This window comes from Klenkia sesuvii (assembly GCF_037083825.1).
GTDB classification, from domain to species: domain Bacteria; phylum Actinomycetota; class Actinomycetes; order Mycobacteriales; family Geodermatophilaceae; genus Klenkia; species Klenkia sesuvii.
The window spans coordinates 21,696-36,578 of the sequence record NZ_JBAPLU010000029.1 but is presented as its reverse complement, the minus strand read 5'-3'; the positions used below and the strand labels follow the sequence as shown (position 1 = coordinate 36,578).

The following is a 14,883-nucleotide window of genomic DNA, read 5'->3' as shown; positions in this document are numbered from 1 at the left end:
GCGCCCGGCAGGAATCGAACCTGCGACCAAGGGATTAGAAGTCCGCCGGAGTGCAGTTCGGAGCTGTCCGGGACTGACCGGATGCGCTGGTCAGCGAGTCGTACTGTTCGGAACTGGACGATACCGACCGTTGGCGGTGCTGCCACAGGTGCTGCCAGCGGCCGAGACTGTCGGACCCCGGGCCTACGGTCGCCGCCATGCTGACCGACTGGGATCTGTCCGTGCTCGACTTTGAGGAGAAGTGGTGGCAGCACGCCGGGGGCAAGGAGCAGGCGATCCGCGAGAAGTTCGGTGCCAGCCCGACGCGCTACTACCAGCGGCTGAACCAGCTCATCGACCACCCGGAGGCCTTGGCCGCGCGGCCGATGCTGGTGCGCCGCCTGCTCCGGCTGCGCGGCGCACGACTCCGTCACCGGACCGCGCGATAGCGTCCGGCCACCACGACCTCGGGGAGACCACCATGCGCCGCGCCGCTCTGCTCGCACCCGCCCTGCTGCTCGCTGCCTGCGGGGGCGAGGCGGAGCCGGCAGTCGAAACGACGGGCGCCGCTGCCGCAACGACATCCGAGGCACCCGTACTCGACGGCACCCAGACCTACCGGACCGCGCAGGAGCTGGTGGACGCCATGGACGCGGCCGAGATCCCCTGCACGGGTCTCGAGTCCGAGAATGGATCGCTGGCGATCGCTCAGGCGCGGTGTGACGTCTACGGCCAGGAGGTCGTCCTGCAGCTGTGGGGCTCCAGCGCGCAGCGCGACAACGGCGTCACCCAGCTCACCGGCGTTCTAGACAGCGCCGACATCTACTACTGCTACGTCGTCGGACGGGGGGCAACCGGCACATGGACCGTGAACGCCCCGAACAACCCGACCTGCGACCGGGTCGAGGACGCCCTCGGTGGAGACCGCCTCAGCTCCGACTGAGCTCACCCGCAACGACGAAGAGCGCCGCCCGCCACCCGGCTGGGCGACGAGCGGCGCTCGGTCGTTCGACGTGCCAGTCGTGCTCGAGGTGTCAGGAAGTGGGCACTACCTGCCGTCGGTAGGAGCGGGCCGCTTCTCAATCTGGGGGATGGCTGCGAAGCTGCTGGGCATGAGCTTGACGGGGTTGGCGGCTGCGGCCATGACGTTCTCTCTCGACGCGGAGACCGCTTGGAAGATCGCGGAGGAGGCCGCCGAACGGTTCCCGGACGACGAGCGGGCGGCGTTCGTCGAGGTCGCTCGGCTCGCCGGGGAGCGTTCGTACCCGCTGCTCCCCGGCCGCCTTACCGGGATCTGAGGATGGTCGACTGGAGCAAGGCGAAGGAGCTGGTCTATAAGGAGGCCGGCGACCCACACACCGTGTTGTGGCTGTGGGTGGTGAACAACGTCCTGGCGTCCTTCATCTTCCCGGCCCGCATCCGGACGCAGCTGCTGAGGCTGTGCGGGCTGAAGCTGCACCCGAGGACCATCGTCCGCGGCCGAGTCATCTTCCGGTCAGCGAACGTGACGGCGGGCCCGGGCACCGTCATCAGCTACGGCTGCATCTTCGACACCCGCGAGGGCATCACCATCGGCCGCAACGTCGGCATCGGCGCGGGTGTGAGCTTCCAGACCTCTGACCACGACATGTCCGACCCGACCCGCCGATCCGGCAAGCCTCGCGGCGCCCCGATCACCGTGGGCGACGGCGCACGCATCGCCGTGAACTCGACGGTCCTGCCCGGGGCCACGATCGGTGACGGCACCGTCATCGGCGCGTGCTCGCTGGTGCGGGGCGAGTGCGAGCCCCACTCCCTGTACGTCGGCATCCCGGCACAGAAGAAGCGCGACCTGCCCCGCTGACGGCCTAGGCATCGCCGTTGGCGGTCAGGTTCTCCCACGTGAACTGGCCGATGCTGTAGGCGAACCCCGCCGCGGGGGAGTTGTCCAGGGTGATGACGGGGCGGAAGGCGTAGGCCGACAGCCCGGCGGGCTGCACCCACTCCTGGTAGTACGTCGACAGGCCGAATGGCAGCTCGACGCGCCACCCGAACTGGCGGACCTCCGTGCCCGCAGGGTTCTGGGCGAGCCGGAACATCGCGCGGCCGACGCCGGGGCGGGCCAGCTTGTGCTTGAAGCCGAGCCGGTAGCGGTTCCCGGGCACCAGCGTGACCGTGGACCCGACGACGGTCGTGGTTCCGCCGGCCGCGGTGTAGGAGACGGTCAGCATCTTGCCGTCGCACCCGGCGACGGTGTCCTGGGAGACGACGGCATTCGACCCGAGGGTGCCGGACCAGCCCTCGACGAACGACCCGGACGCGTTGAGCATCAGCGGCTTGCTCATCAGCAGGCTGGTGTCGGGCTGGAAGGTGTTGAGCTGCGCCAGCGGGGTGGGGGGCAGCCAGTTGTCCATGACGGTGTTGAACAGCTGCCCGAGGGCCTGGGCGCCGGCGGTGTTGCTGTGCACCTGGTCGCCGTCGCTGTAGGCGGTGAGCCACTGCCCGGTGGCCGGGTTGGTGAACAGGGCGTGGGAGTCGATCAGCGGCACCCCGAGCCGGCGGGCCTGGCGGCGCAGCCACACGTTGAGCTTGGGGACGCGGGTGGTGTCGGCCTGGTTGTCCAGCGGCTGGCTGGTGACCAGGATCGGGATGATGCCGGCGTTGAGCAGCGCGGTGAAGATGTCGGTCAGCGCGGAGATGGTGCCGGGCAGGTCCTCGATGCCGTTCTGGCCGCAGTGCACGACGCAGGCCCATGGAGCTGCGGCGAGCGCGACGGGGAGGAACTCGTCGCGCACCTGGGCGGCGCTGTACCCGGACTGTGCGGCCAGGCCTGCGAAGCGCCACCGGCCGTTGGACTCGATCTGCGCCCAGCCCGGCCAGGACAGGCCCTCGAAGTAGCCGAACGCGACGCGGGTGGCGCCGGTGTAGGACTCGTAGGAGTCGCGGTTGGTGGAGGACGACCCGATGAAGAAGATGTCTCGGCGTCCGTCGCTGCGGCGTCCGCCGACCAGACCTCGGCCGGCTCGGGGGCTGAGGGCAGGCGGGTCGAGGAGGCCCATGTCAGCTCACCGCCAGCGCGGGGCGCTGGGTGACAGCGCCGGTGGCGTCGCGGGTGACGGCGGCCTGCGTGTAGGTCTTGGTCACCGGGTTCCCCTTGGTGACGGTGTAGGCGTCGACCGCGCCCGGGAAGGCGGTGGAGACCGTGGTGGCGGTGTAGGTGCCGGAGTCGCCGTCCGGCCAAACCACCGGCGCCGACGTCGCCGCCCCATTCGCGTCGCGAGTGATCGCGCCAGCGATGAGCAGGTCCGGGCTGCCCGCCAGCGCCAGGGCGTTCGCCGACACAGAGGCGGCCCTACCTGCCGCCGACGTCGCGCTGGCGGGGTCGGCCAGCAGAGCCGCCGTGCGCAGGTCGACCGGGTCGGCCGGCGGCCCGCCGGGGTCGGGCACCGTGACCTGCTGCACCAGTCCCTGGGTGTCATAGCTGTGCAACTGGACATTCGCGTCGGGGACGGTGTCGCCGGCGTTGTAGGCCCGCACCCCCCGGAAGAAGATGGGGACGAGCGCGATCCACTTCGTGGCCATCAACAAGCCTCTCTGGTCAGGAGCCGCACACAGCGGTCGATGAGGTGGTCGAGCGCCAGGCCGAGCGCGACGACAAGGGACACCGGCAGCACCAGCGGCGCCACCAGCACGGAGATGGCCAGCACCAGCGGCAGGTCGGCGAGCACGCCGGGGCGGCGCAGCGGGTTGGCCACCGCGCCCCACCGGACACCGGCCCACATCGCCCACCGGCGGGGGAGGGGGACGCCGAGCTCTCGCATCATCCGGCGGAACAGGCCGTCGGCGTCCCGGGAGGTGATGAGGTCCCGGCGGATGCCGACGTCGCAGAACCAGTCGTGCGCGATCGCCGCGGCCGTCCACGGGCCGTCGGCGGGGATCAGCCACCGCGCCGCGGCCGGCACCGACGCGAAGTCGGTGACGAACCCGGCCGGGATCGTCCACGACTCCCGCGACCCCTGGTACCGCAGCGGGCGCAGCAGCACCCACCGGCCGTCCTCGGCCTGCTGCACGCACGGGCGGCCCTGGAACACCATCAGACGCCCCGCCAGGCCGACAGCTGCAGCTTGGTGGCGTTGGCGACGGCCAGCGTCGTCTTCACCGTGATGGTGACGGTCTCGGCGGTGGTGGCCTTCACGGTGGCGGTGGCGCGGCCCAGCAGGACGTCGTCGACGACGACGTCCACCTGGTAGTTGCCGTCACCAAGGGACTTCCCCCAGGAGGCGGTGATGTCGCGGGTGCCCAGGACCAGCGCGCCGATGTCGACGGTGGCCACGGCCAGGGTCTGGCGGCCCCGCTCGAGCACCCCGATCCGCCGGTCGAGCGCGTCGAGCTGGCCCTGGGCGGCGGCGATCGCCGCGGCGGTGGTGTCGGAGGAGGTCTGGGACTCCTTCAGCGCGGTGGCGACGGCGAGGGTGGCGAAGATGTTCGCCCGCTCGGCCAGCACCCGGGGCGTCCGCCCACCGTTGCCGGTCCGGTCGCTGTCCATCGCCTGGGACTCGGTCAGCAGCCCGATCGCGGCCTGCACCAGGACACCCAGCGTCGCCTCGGCCGGGGACGTCGGCAGCGGCACCGGGGTGGCGGGGGTCGTCACGCCGGCGCCCGGTGCTGCGGGCCGGCGTGCTGCAGCCACTGTCGCACGATCGGCAGCGAGATGCCCTGCCCGACCATGGCCTTGGCGACGTCGGCCAGCTCCGGGTAGGTGGCCACCAGCTCGGTGAGCTCGTCGACGGTGGCGGCCGACCACACGTCGGCGCGGGTGCGGCGGCCCTGCAGCCACGGCGCGACGAACCCGAACACCGCCAGCCCGAGGCCGACCCAGCGGTCGACGACGCCGGGCACGGTCAGGCCCAGCGCCCCGGCCAGGGCGAGGGCCTGGACGTAGCGGGCGCGCAGCAGCGCCGGCTCGGTGCGGCGCAGCCGGTCCAGCGCCGCCCGGACGGTGGCGATCACGGGGCCTCCTCGGCGTGCTCCATGGCGGGGGGGTCGGGCACGCCGAGGCGTTCGGCGTCGGCGCGCAGCACCGGCCACCAGCGGACGGCCCACTGGTGCCAGCGCTCGAGCTGGTTGGTCGCGGCCCGGGCGGAGCGGCGGGCCGCTGCTGCGGACTCCTCGGCGGCCTCGGCGGCGCGGGTGGCGGCGGCCGCCGCGCCGTTGGCGGTGTCCACGAGGTCCCGCAGGATGCTCACGTGCTCCTTCAGGTCGACGATCCGGCCGTCGATGACGACCTCCTGGGCGTCGGCGTCGGCCTTGGCCTTCGCGGCGTCGGCGGCCGCGAGCTCCTCTGCCGTGGGGGGTCGGCGGCGGCGCCACAGGGCGCGCAGCCCGTTGAGGCTGGTGACCAGGAACCCGTCGTTGCGCACCAGGTCGGCGACGGCGGCCAGGAACGCGCCCAGGGCCAGGAAGAACGCGGTGGTGGCGGACACCTCACCGCCCCCGCAGTCGGGCCGTCACCGCGCCGGCCAGCGCGTGCAGCCCCGCCCGGCGCGCGATGGTGCGCAGTCGCCGGCCGGCGGCGGCCAGCCACGGGTGGTCGCGGTTCTTCTCGGTGATGACCGCTAGCCCGAACCCGATCGCCAGGTGCCCACCGCCGGCGACCAGCAGCGCGGTGGCCGACCGGAAGTCGTAGCCGAGGGCGAACCCGCACTGCCATCCACCGATCCCGGTGAGGACCATCGCGGACCAGAACCGGACCCAGTTGCGGGCCCGCCACCGGGTCAGGCCCAGGAACAACCCGGCACCCAGCACCGCGCCCCACAGGAGCGCGGGCAGGGGCTGGACGGCGGGCACGGTGTTGAACAGGCCCCACCCGAACGCCACGTACAGGGCGAACAGCACCCCGTGCCCGGCGATGATCGGGCGGGTCCAGCCGCCGTACAGGCCGGTCATCACCATCCCGGCGCCGGCCAGGAACACCCACCCCAGGGTGGTGATCGAGCTCGAGGCCTCGATGAACGACAACGCCGGCGACAGCGGCGGGGCCCCGGGCGGGCGGGGGATGACGTAGTCCTCCCCGCGGGAGCCGCCCTGCAGCACCAGCAGCACCTGCACGACGGCCAGGGCGGCGTTGACCTGCCCGATCGTCCAGTCCCCTAGCTGCAGCTTGCGCACGACGCTGGTCCGTCAGCTCTCGGCGTTGGCCGCGGCGGCCCCGGCGAACACGCGGCGGGTGGCGCGCTCGCTGGCGGCCTCCACCTGGTCGGCGGTCAGGCCGACGTCGTCGCCGAGCTCCTCGACCAGGATGGCGGCCAGCTGGGGGGCGAGGCCGGCCAGCAGCTCGCCGACCAGCTTGGCGGTGTCCATCGTGGCCGGGATGGACCGCAGACCGTTGAGCAGGTCGACCAGCGGCACGTGCCGGCCGGCTGCGGCGTCCTCCGGGCCCAGCACGCCGTCGACGGCGCGGGCCGCGAACTCCGCGTTGCCGGCCGCCCGGGCTGCGTCGGCGACCAGGGTGCCGGCGGTCGCGGCGTAGTGCCGCTGGTTGGCCGCCAGCAGGGTGATGTCCTTGCCGGCGGTCTCGGGGATGGGCTCGCCCTTGACGGCGGCGAGGATGGTGAACAGGGCCAGGCGCTCGTCTCGCAGCAGAGCCACGACGTCCTCCAGATGTGCGGTGATGGTGGCGGCCTCCCGGCGGAAGGCGCCCATGTCGACCGACCGGCGGCCGGCACCGGCGCCGATGTCCCACTTGCCGGTGACCGAGGTCTCGAAGTGGGCGCGGATGCGGGCGATGTCCCCGCCGCCGACGACGTCGGCGTTCGCCCGGGCCCAGACCAGGCCGACCAGCCACTGCCCGGCGGTCATCGCAACCGAGCCGGCGTAGTCGATCTCCAGGCCGCGGACCTTCGGGTTGAACAGCCGGGTCACCGGCAGCGGGCCCATCGAGCGGCCGCCGGAGGCGCCGGCGTGGTTGGCCGGGTGCGCGGCCACCACGTGCAGCCGGGGCAGCTCGGTGGTGCACCACGGCACGGCCTCGTTGCACAGCGGGCCGGGCAGGTCCGGGCGCCCGTCGCGCAGCACCCGCTGCGACGGGAACGGGCGACGCTCGCTAGATGCGGGACCGGTGTGGTGCACCAGGCCGCCCTCGTAGTCGGCGGTGGTGCCGTTGCCCCGCTTCATCCAGTCCGGCTCGTAGGTGATGACCAGGGTGGGCAGCAGCTGCCGCATCCGGGCGTGCACCTCGAGGGCGACCTGGACGGCGTCACGCCTGCCCACGGAGCACCTCCTCATCGACGAGCGCGGCGTCGACCAGCTCGGCGAACAGCCGCGGGTCGACGTCCGCGAGCGGGTCGAAGCCCCCCTGCAGGTAGGGGGCGTTCGGTTCGGCGTCGAGCTCGCCGACGACCCGCAGGAGGTCCTCCCGCTCGGGGTGGCGGGTGGTGAAGACGTCCACGTCGTCGGCGTTGGTGTTCGGGTCGTCGTCGGCTGCGGCGACTGCGGACAGGTGGGCGACGACGTGCGCGGTCGTGGCCTGCAGCGCGGCCGGGTCGTCGGCGGGGACGTCGCGGACGTAGCGCACGGGCACCTCCAGGGCGTGGGTGGCAGCCCGAGCGCCAGGGGGCGGCCGGGTGAGTGCTCTTCGGGTCAGGAGGTGGCGGCGATGATCTCGACGCTGAACAGTTTGTTGCCGGCGACGACGCCGTCGCCGGTGCCGTAGATCCGCTTGGCGACCAGCCGCCAGGACGCGGGGCCGGTGAGGCCCTGGATGCGGCGGGAGATCTGGTGCTTGTACCGGGGGCGACCGTCGTCCTCGGCGACGAACAGGAACGGCATGTCCTGGGTGGCGGGCATGGCGTTGCCGGAGTTGCCGCGGCCCAGGAAGAAGTCCCAGCGGGTGCCGGCGGCGGCCGACCCGGCCTCCACGGCCAGGGTGATGCGGGCCTCGTAGGGCTGGCCGGGGTCGGGGGTGTTGAACGTGTAGATGCCCAGGCTGTCGCCGACGGCCACGCCGCCGCCGAAGGTGCCCGAGCCGGTCCAGCCGGGCACCCCGTCGTAGAGACCGATCAGCTGACCGGGCGCGTACTTCCAGCCCGAGCTGTAGCGGTAGGCGACGTTGCCGACGTCCAGCCGTTCACCGTCTCGGCCGTCGATCGCGGCCAGGTAGGCGCCGGGGGATGCCTGCAGCGGGCCGGCGGTGCCGGCCCACACCCGCGGGTCGAAGATGTCGTTGGCCGACAGCGCGCCCTGCCCGCCGGCGACGCGCACCACCCCGATGACCATGTCCATCTGGGTGCCGGGGTTGCGCACCAGCTTGGTCAGGTCGGGGCCGGCCGCGCCGGGAACACCGGCGATGTGCACGAACTCCACCGGGGTGACCGGGTCGGTCCACTTCCAGCGGGCCACCACCATGTCCCAGCGGGTGGCGGTGCTGGCGGTGCCGTTGGGCGGGAACGGGCCGATGGTGTCCACCGCGACGGTGGTGTCGTCGACGCCGCAGGCCTGCCCGGACCCGGCGGCAACGGTGACGGTGCGGTCCCCGGCGGCGTGGGACACCTTCCAGGCGGCGGCGTCGGCGACGGTGGCGCGGGGGCCGAGCTTGGCCAGCCGCTTGGCCTCGCCGATCTGGTTGGTGCTGCCCTTGAACCCGACGGTGGTGTGGATGACGGCCACGGGCTACCTCCTCCTGCTGGCGGCGATGGCCGCGACGAGCTGCGCGACCTGGGCGACGAGCAGCTCTTCGGTGGTCTCGGTGGCGTTGGTCGCCCCGATCTGGGGGGTGATGCGGTGGCCCTCGCTGGCGCTGTCGGTCGACGTCGCCCGGGTGCACACGTCCTCCAGCAGCACCCCGCCGGTGCGGGCCCGCACCAGGGACCCCACGTCGTAGTCCGAGCCGAGGGTGTAGGGGGCGCCGTCGGCCACCTCGAAGGACACCGCCGCCTTCGGGCCGTAGTCCTCCCGCAGCTTGGCCAGGCCGCGGGCCTGCCCGTCGGCGACGTTGTCCAGGTCGGTGGCCTCGACCATCACCTCGGGGAACGCCGCCGCCCCCAGCAGGGCCGCGAGCGGGGTGTTCACCACCTCGGTGAACAGGCGCTCGAGCTCCTCGCCCTTCATGCCGACGACGGCGCGAACCGCCGACGGTGAGGTGGTGGCCACTCGGCGGGTGACGATGCCGAGCTCGTCGGACCAGATGACGTGCGCGGCGCGGGGGATGACCTCGACGCCGAACACGATCGTCCAGCTGGTCAGGGTCAGCCCCGGGATGGGCTGATCGCCCGGCAGCCACAGCCGGGCGGTCAGCCGCCGCCCGGTCGCGGCCAGCATCGGCAGCAGCAGCTCGTCCATCGGCGTGAACCGGGCCGTGGGCACCGGGTAGTCGCTGGGGGAGGTGTCGGTCCCGGCCGGCGGCGCCGGGACGACCGCGCACGGCAGCCGCAGCCGGGTGATCGCCGCCGACAGGTAGCCCTTCACCGCTGTCTCCACCGGGCCGGTGCGGGTGTCGTACACCGACGTCTGCGCGCTGATCGCCGCCCCGGGCACCGGCCACGCCAGGATCGCGCGCAGCCACGCCCAGTCCTCCACCAGCGTCGCGGTCACCGTGCCCCGCCCGGGCCGGCCCTCCCGCTCGGCGTGCGCGACCCGCCCAGTCCACAACCGCCCGGCGTCGCGGACGACGACCGGCACCACCTGGTCGAGGTTGCGGGTCAGCTGGTCGACCGGGGCCGGCACCTCGACGTCCTCGTCGGCCACCAGCGTCCCGGTGCCGACCCCGTTGTGCTGCCAGGTCACCGAGCTCGACGTGTAGTCCGACACCTCACCGATCGCGCCGGAGTAGTCGCCGCGGTACACCGTCACCCGGTGCGCCGGGACGCGCATCCGCCTCACCGCCACGACATCACCCCCACGCCCTGCGGTACTCGGGGGGCAGCGCGACGTCGACCCGCGACCCGGCGGCCGGGTTGTCCAGCACGATCGACAACGGCACCGACATCCCCGACGGCACCGGCGCGAACAGCGGCTCCAGCCCCGGCCCGATCAGCGGCCACAGGTTGTTGCCCGCCCCGTCGGTGATCGACCGCCGACGGGGGTCGGTCTCGATCACCACCCGCTGCGACAGCACCTGCGCGAACGGCAACGGAATCAGGTCCCCGCCGACCCCGACGGACGCGGAGGAGAACGGGGCGGTGATCGCCCACCGCAACCAGGCCGGGGTCTGCCCCGGGTTGCTGATGGTCGCGTTGTCGAACTGCGACCCGCCCCCGATGTAGAACGGTGGGCCCAGGCCGTCCGGGCCGCCGTAGTAGTCGACGTCGGCGGCCGGGTTGTAGACGAACGACGCCGTCACCTCGGGTCCGGACCAGAACGCCGACTCGGCTTCGGCGGTCACCGGGAACACCGCGCGACCCGCGTAGGGGCTGAACACCGCCGACGTGCCCGGGTCGGTGCTGGTGTCCCACAGCTGCAGCGTGCGCACGTCCGGCCGGCCCAGGCTGTCGGTTTCTGGCAGCGTCAGCCGCAGCGTGAACGGGTCATCTCCTCCGCCGAGCGCAGCCCACCAGGCGGCGTTGACCGCCCGCCACGGGGCGCTCGACGGGTGCAGGTTGTCACCAAGCAGCACCTGGAAGGACACCGACCTCCCCTGCACGATGCGACCGCGACGGCGACGACCAACATCTCGGGTCGTCCAACGTGTCTCGCCGTCAGCGTTGAACAGGCCGGTGATGCCGCCGAGCAGCTGCGCGGGCGCACCTCGTGTGGTCAGAGACCAGACGCTGCCATCTGCGCCCACCAGCTCCAGGGCCACCTGCTCCGGTGCAGTCACCGGAGCAGCCCAGCGGCAGCAGCAGCCGCCGTGGCGGCCCGTCTCCCGGCGGTTCGATCGTCCTGCAGCTCCCCGCGGATGTAGCCCAGGAACTCCCCGGAGTCCAGGACCAGTTCCCCGATGAAGGTCGCCGGACGAGACAGGTCGGCTTCCTGCTCGGCGGTGCGGATCCGCTCGGGCTTGCCGGTGCCGTTGAACGCCAGGGTGTAGCCCGGCTGCAGCAGCCCGCCAGCGTCGTAGGTGGCCAGGTGCGCGCGCTCGGTGAACAGGCCGTTGCCGGCCCCGCGGGCGGTGCCGCCGACAACGACGCCCTGCCCACCGCGGGACTCCACGTTGACCCCGAGGATGGTGCCGGCCATGTGCCCAATCCCGCCGCCAGCATTCGGGGTGGAGCCGATGGTGAACATGCCCGGCCCGGCGGCGAACCCTGCCCACGGGAAGGTGGCGGTGGAGCCCAGCCGGGTGTTCGGGTCCCGGCCGCGCACCACGTTGGTGATCGCCGCCATGAAGCCCGAGCAGTCGAACCCGGCCGGACCGGCAGATCCCCACAGGTAGGGCTTGCCGACCTGCGAGCGGGCGTAGGCCAGACCGCGGGCCATGGCCTGGGCCGGCTCCATCACCTCGCGGGCCGCAGCGTTCGCCGCGGTCAGGAAGTCGTCGTTCACCTTGCCGATCGACGCCGACGCCGCAGCGGTGTCGGCCGACCCGACGAGGGAGATCAGCCCACCGTCGGCGAAGCCCCGTCGGGCCAGCTCGACAGGGAACCGTCCGGTGCGCACGTCCTCCATGAAGTTCAGGCCGTATCGGTCCACGGCGCGGACCGGCTGCATGAACTCCCCGGCGGTGGCGTCGATCGGGATGTTGTCCGCTCGGCTGTGCGGGGACCATCCGGGCACCGGCCCACCATCGGCCAGGCCCGGCCGGCCGCTGCCCGACACCGTGCCGTTCAGGTCCGGCAGGGTGGCCCGGAAGTTGATCGAGGCGGTCCGGTCACGGGCCACCTGATTGATCTGCTCCTGCAGCGACGAGATCGCGCCCGCAGCCTGGTCGGTGTTGGCCTGGATGGTGGTGACGACCTCGTTCGGGATGAGCCCGTACTGGTCGGCGAGGTAGTTCGCCCGGTCTGCGTTGATCCCCATCTGCCCGGCCGCGGTGATGAACTGCTCCCGCAGGCTCACCGCCCGTCCGGTCAGCGATTCGGTGGACTCGCCGAGCTCGGCCTGGTTGGCGAGCAGGTCCAGACCTGCCGACCGCACCCCGCCCAGCACGTCGGCGGCGGCCCGACCGGCCTCGTTCTGGGTGTTGAGGTCCCCGGCGGTGGTGAGCACCTGCCCGGACAGGCCGTTGATCGCGCCGGTCGCCTGGTCGACGGCGGCGTAGAGCGCGGACTCCAGGTCGATGGTGTTCACCGTCGCCCCGCCGAGCTGGTCCAGCGCCAGCCGGATGGCGTCGACCGCTTCCTTCGCGGCGTTGGTCTCGTCGGCGAGGGACTGCTGCCGGTCGGCCAGCACCTGGGTGATCGCAGCGGCCGGGTCCATCGCCGCGGTGGCGGCTTCGGTGGCGCGGGTGACGGCGTCCTGCCGCTCGGCCAGCCGCTCGTTCGAGCGGGCGAGCAGCTCGGCGGCTTCCCGCGCCTGCGGGCTGTTCTCCCCGTACCGGTCGATCGCGGCGGCCAGCTCGTTGGTGTCGTGGGTGACGTTCTGCTGCGCCTGCTGCAGCGGCGTCATCGCGTCGTACAGGTCCCGGGCCTGCTCCCGGGCCTCGTCCATCGACGACGCCAGACCGAAGTACTGGTCGACGCTGTAGGACAGGTCCCCCAGCCAGTTGTCGCCGTACTTGTCCCGCTCGGCGGCGGCCTGCTCCATCGCCTCCTGCACGGCCGCACCGCCCTCGAGCAGGCTCTGCGCCCAGGCGTCGGTCTGCGCGGTGGCGTCGGAGATCTCCGAGGCGATCAGCGCGACCGCGGCGACGCCGGCGCCCAGCGCGATGCCCCACGGGCCACCCATGATGCCGACGACGCCGTTAGCGGCGCCCCGCAGCGCACCGACCCCCGACGCGGCGCCGGTGACGGCGTCCCGGGCCTGCAGACCGCGGATGTAGATCGTCTCCAGCGCGCTCCCGACCGGGCCCTTCAGGAGGGCGAACGCGGTCATCGCGCCGACCCCGGCGAGGACCGGGCCCGGGATGGCCTCGACGACGCTGACGAACGCGCCGCCGACGTCGACCAGCACCCCGACCCCGTCGGCGACCTCACCGACGACGACGCCGACGGCCTGCATGGCGCCCTCGAACCCCTCGCCGGTGACGGTGCCCTGCGAGAACCCGTTGGCGATGTCCATCAGCGCGTCCTGCACGAACCCCTGGGCGCTGCGCTTCCACCCCTCCAGTCGCACCGCGAAGTTGTCGTTGAGCGTTTCGCCCATCTGCGCGGCGCTGCCCGCCACGTCCTCCAGGCTCTGGTCGGTGGCCGTCAGCGACTCGAGGAACCGGGGGATGCCGGCGGTGCCGAGGTCCTCGATCGGCGTGCCGAACAGGGCGATGGCGGTGTTGGCCTGCGTGGCCGGGTCCTGGATGTTCAGCAGCTCGGTGGCGATGTCACGCAGTGCGCCTTGCGCCTGCTCACCGCCGGCCAGCACCCGGTTGGCCATCGTCTGCGCGTCGAACCCGAGGGTCTGGTAGGCGGCGGTGGTCGAGGTCGACATGTCCGTCGACCGGATCGTGAACTCTTTGAGCGCGTCGCCGGTCTTGTCCAACGCGATCGCGCCGTCGCCGGCGGCGTCGACCAGCAGCCCCAGCGACTGCTGGCCGGTGAACCCCAGGTTGGTGAAGGAGACGCCGTACTCGTTGAGGATGGCGGGCAGCTCGTCCCGCATCGCGGCGGGCACCCGCTGGTAGGCCGCGGTCATCAGGTCGAAGCCCTGCTCGGCGTCCTTCGCCAGCCCGTTGCGGATCAGCAGGCCGACCGAGTTGACCGACTCGGTCACGTCGGTGTCGAAGGTTCCGGCGAAGTTCAGCGCGGTGGCGGTGACCGCCTGCAGGTCATCCTCCGACGCGGTGCGCATGCCGTTGATGGAGGACACCACCGAGTCGATGGCGGTGGTGACGTCGGCCATCGACTCGCCGTAGGCGTCCCGGTACAGCGCACCGGCCACACGACCGGCAGAGCGGGACTCCTCACCGACCAGGCCCAGCCGGGCGGACAGCTTGTCGACGGCCTGCTCGTTGCCGACCGACTCCCAGAAGGAGTCGAACAGCGCAGCCCCGGCCCCGACGAACCCGGCCACCTTGGTCAGGCTGCTGCCGACACCGTCCAGGGTGGCCGACGCCTGGTCGCGGGCCAGGATGTCGAACACCAACGAGAGGTCAGCCACCTGCGCCACCCCCTCGCACTGCAGCCGCCAAGCGGTCCCGGAAGTCGACGAGCACGTCGGCGATGTCGGCGCGGATCTTCGGCGCTTGCCCTCGGATCGTCTGGTCGAAGAAGCCGACCGCGCCTGGAACCTGCTGCACCACGGTCGACCGGGGTCGACCGAACGTCGGGTGGGCCAACCGGCCGCTGTCGTTCAACCGCCGGTCGCTCTTGCCCTGCACGATCCGCACACCCACCGTCGAGCCGGACCCGGTCAGCACCGCAGCCCGCAACGGCTTGCGGGCCACCCTCCGGTTCAACCCACCCCGGGCGGGCAGCTTGCTGCGGGCCGCCGCGCGCACCTTGGGGATGACGGGCTTTGCCGCCTGCCGCACAGCCCTGTGCAGCTCCTTGCGCAGCTCGGTCTGCCCGGCGGCCTTCATCGCCTTGGACAGCGCCACGAAGTCCTCGGCGCCCTTGCGGCTGCGGGCGTTCTGCCCGACCGACTCACCCGCGACCACGCCCCACCCCCAGCGCGTCGTGCAGCTCGGCCCGCTCCCGCTCCTCAGCGGTGAGGAACCGTGGCGGCTCGGGCAAGGTGGCCAGGTGCTCGTCGAACCTGCGGCGCGCCTCGGCCATCGACGGCCACGTGTTGTCCTCCGGCCACCGCCCGGCCGCGGCCAGCACCCCGACGACCTGCCGCTCGGCGAGGATCTGCGCCTGCAGGTCGGCCAGCTGCATGGCCTCGGACAGGTCGCACACC

The 14,883-nt window shown here is 72.7% G+C and carries 19 protein-coding genes; 4 read left to right on the top strand and 15 right to left on the bottom strand.

Features of this window, described 5'->3' with window-relative positions; translation table 11 throughout:
- Positions 1-197: 197 nt before the first annotated feature.
- From TEK04_RS19665 to TEK04_RS19650, 4 genes are all read left to right on the top strand, one after another.
- Positions 198-428: a DUF3263 domain-containing protein gene (locus tag TEK04_RS19665; RefSeq protein WP_336406061.1), complete on the top strand. Its 231-nt coding sequence runs from the start codon at positions 198-200 to the stop codon at positions 426-428.
- A 32-nt stretch (positions 429-460) separates the two neighbouring features.
- Positions 461-922, top strand: coding sequence for a hypothetical protein (locus TEK04_RS19660; protein WP_336406060.1), 462 nt, complete (start codon positions 461-463; stop codon positions 920-922).
- A 148-nt stretch (positions 923-1,070) separates the two neighbouring features.
- Complete coding sequence (locus tag TEK04_RS19655; protein ID WP_336406059.1) at positions 1,071-1,277, top strand: hypothetical protein; 207 nt, start codon at positions 1,071-1,073, stop codon at positions 1,275-1,277.
- Between the two features lie 2 nt (positions 1,278-1,279).
- A complete protein-coding gene (locus TEK04_RS19650) occupies positions 1,280-1,822 on the top strand; it encodes an acyltransferase (RefSeq protein WP_336406058.1) in 543 nt (180 codons plus the stop codon).
- A gap of 4 nt (positions 1,823-1,826) precedes the next feature.
- On the opposite strand, the gene TEK04_RS19645 is transcribed toward TEK04_RS19650, so the two are convergent.
- From TEK04_RS19645 to TEK04_RS19575, 15 genes are all read right to left on the bottom strand, one after another.
- Positions 1,827-3,017 (bottom strand): SGNH/GDSL hydrolase family protein, encoded by a 1,191-nt coding sequence (locus TEK04_RS19645; protein WP_336406057.1) that lies wholly within the window; start codon positions 3,015-3,017, stop codon positions 1,827-1,829.
- Between the two features lies 1 nt (position 3,018).
- The gene (locus TEK04_RS19640; RefSeq protein ID WP_336406056.1) at positions 3,019-3,540 is read right to left on the bottom strand and encodes a hypothetical protein; all 522 of its coding nucleotides are present in this window, start codon (positions 3,538-3,540) and stop codon (positions 3,019-3,021) included.
- Positions 3,540-4,052: a DUF1353 domain-containing protein gene (locus TEK04_RS19635; RefSeq protein ID WP_336406055.1), complete on the bottom strand. Its 513-nt coding sequence runs from the start codon at positions 4,050-4,052 to the stop codon at positions 3,540-3,542. The genes TEK04_RS19640 and TEK04_RS19635 overlap by 1 nt, the downstream gene beginning before the upstream one ends.
- A complete protein-coding gene (locus tag TEK04_RS19630; RefSeq protein ID WP_336406054.1) occupies positions 4,052-4,609 on the bottom strand; it encodes a hypothetical protein in 558 nt (185 codons plus the stop codon). The genes TEK04_RS19635 and TEK04_RS19630 overlap by 1 nt, the downstream gene beginning before the upstream one ends.
- A complete protein-coding gene (locus TEK04_RS19625) occupies positions 4,606-4,968 on the bottom strand; it encodes a hypothetical protein (protein WP_336406053.1) in 363 nt (120 codons plus the stop codon). Before TEK04_RS19625 ends, TEK04_RS19630 begins: the two co-directional genes overlap by 4 nt.
- On the bottom strand, positions 4,965-5,441 hold the full coding sequence (locus TEK04_RS19620) for a hypothetical protein (RefSeq protein WP_336406052.1): 477 nt from the start codon (positions 5,439-5,441) through the stop codon (positions 4,965-4,967). Before TEK04_RS19620 ends, TEK04_RS19625 begins: the two co-directional genes overlap by 4 nt.
- A 1-nt stretch (position 5,442) precedes the next feature.
- Positions 5,443-6,126, bottom strand: coding sequence for a hypothetical protein (locus TEK04_RS19615; RefSeq protein WP_336406051.1), 684 nt, complete (start codon positions 6,124-6,126; stop codon positions 5,443-5,445).
- A 12-nt stretch (positions 6,127-6,138) separates the two neighbouring features.
- Positions 6,139-7,227 (bottom strand): hypothetical protein, encoded by a 1,089-nt coding sequence (locus TEK04_RS19610; protein ID WP_336406050.1) that lies wholly within the window; start codon positions 7,225-7,227, stop codon positions 6,139-6,141.
- The gene (locus TEK04_RS19605; RefSeq protein ID WP_336406049.1) at positions 7,214-7,531 is read right to left on the bottom strand and encodes a hypothetical protein; all 318 of its coding nucleotides are present in this window, start codon (positions 7,529-7,531) and stop codon (positions 7,214-7,216) included. Before TEK04_RS19605 ends, TEK04_RS19610 begins: the two co-directional genes overlap by 14 nt.
- Before the next feature lie 65 nt (positions 7,532-7,596).
- Positions 7,597-8,622, bottom strand: coding sequence for a hypothetical protein (locus TEK04_RS19600; RefSeq protein ID WP_336406048.1), 1,026 nt, complete (start codon positions 8,620-8,622; stop codon positions 7,597-7,599).
- A gap of 3 nt (positions 8,623-8,625) precedes the next feature.
- On the bottom strand, positions 8,626-9,825 hold the full coding sequence (locus TEK04_RS19595) for a Gp37-like protein (protein ID WP_336406047.1): 1,200 nt from the start codon (positions 9,823-9,825) through the stop codon (positions 8,626-8,628).
- Between the two features lie 19 nt (positions 9,826-9,844).
- Complete coding sequence (locus TEK04_RS19590) at positions 9,845-10,771, bottom strand: hypothetical protein (protein WP_336406046.1); 927 nt, start codon at positions 10,769-10,771, stop codon at positions 9,845-9,847.
- Complete coding sequence (locus TEK04_RS19585; RefSeq protein ID WP_336406045.1) at positions 10,768-14,142, bottom strand: phage tail tape measure protein; 3,375 nt, start codon at positions 14,140-14,142, stop codon at positions 10,768-10,770. The genes TEK04_RS19590 and TEK04_RS19585 overlap by 4 nt, the downstream gene beginning before the upstream one ends.
- Positions 14,135-14,641, bottom strand: a complete 507-nt coding sequence (locus tag TEK04_RS19580) for a hypothetical protein (RefSeq protein ID WP_336406044.1) — start codon at positions 14,639-14,641, stop codon at positions 14,135-14,137. The genes TEK04_RS19585 and TEK04_RS19580 overlap by 8 nt, the downstream gene beginning before the upstream one ends.
- Positions 14,628-14,882: a hypothetical protein gene (locus TEK04_RS19575; protein WP_336406043.1), complete on the bottom strand. Its 255-nt coding sequence runs from the start codon at positions 14,880-14,882 to the stop codon at positions 14,628-14,630. Before TEK04_RS19575 ends, TEK04_RS19580 begins: the two co-directional genes overlap by 14 nt.
- Between the last annotated feature and the right edge of the window lies 1 nt (position 14,883).

Excerpts from the sequence above, each read along its gene's own strand:
- TEK04_RS19655 (WP_336406059.1), top strand. The coding sequence starts at position 1,071 with ATGGCTGCGAAGCTGCTGGGCATGAGCTTGACGGGGTTGGCGGCTGCG.
- TEK04_RS19665 (WP_336406061.1), top strand. The coding sequence starts at position 198 with ATGCTGACCGACTGGGATCTGTCCGTGCTCGACTTTGAGGAGAAGTGG.
- TEK04_RS19650 (WP_336406058.1), top strand. The coding sequence starts at position 1,280 with ATGGTCGACTGGAGCAAGGCGAAGGAGCTGGTCTATAAGGAGGCCGGC.
- TEK04_RS19635 (WP_336406055.1), bottom strand. The coding sequence starts at position 4,052 with ATGGTGTTCCAGGGCCGCCCGTGCGTGCAGCAGGCCGAGGACGGCCGG.
- TEK04_RS19645 (WP_336406057.1), bottom strand. The coding sequence starts at position 3,017 with ATGGGCCTCCTCGACCCGCCTGCCCTCAGCCCCCGAGCCGGCCGAGGT.
- TEK04_RS19595 (WP_336406047.1), bottom strand. The coding sequence starts at position 9,825 with ATGCGCGTCCCGGCGCACCGGGTGACGGTGTACCGCGGCGACTACTCC.
- TEK04_RS19640 (WP_336406056.1), bottom strand. The coding sequence starts at position 3,540 with ATGGCCACGAAGTGGATCGCGCTCGTCCCCATCTTCTTCCGGGGGGTG.
- TEK04_RS19660 (WP_336406060.1), top strand. The coding sequence starts at position 461 with ATGCGCCGCGCCGCTCTGCTCGCACCCGCCCTGCTGCTCGCTGCCTGC.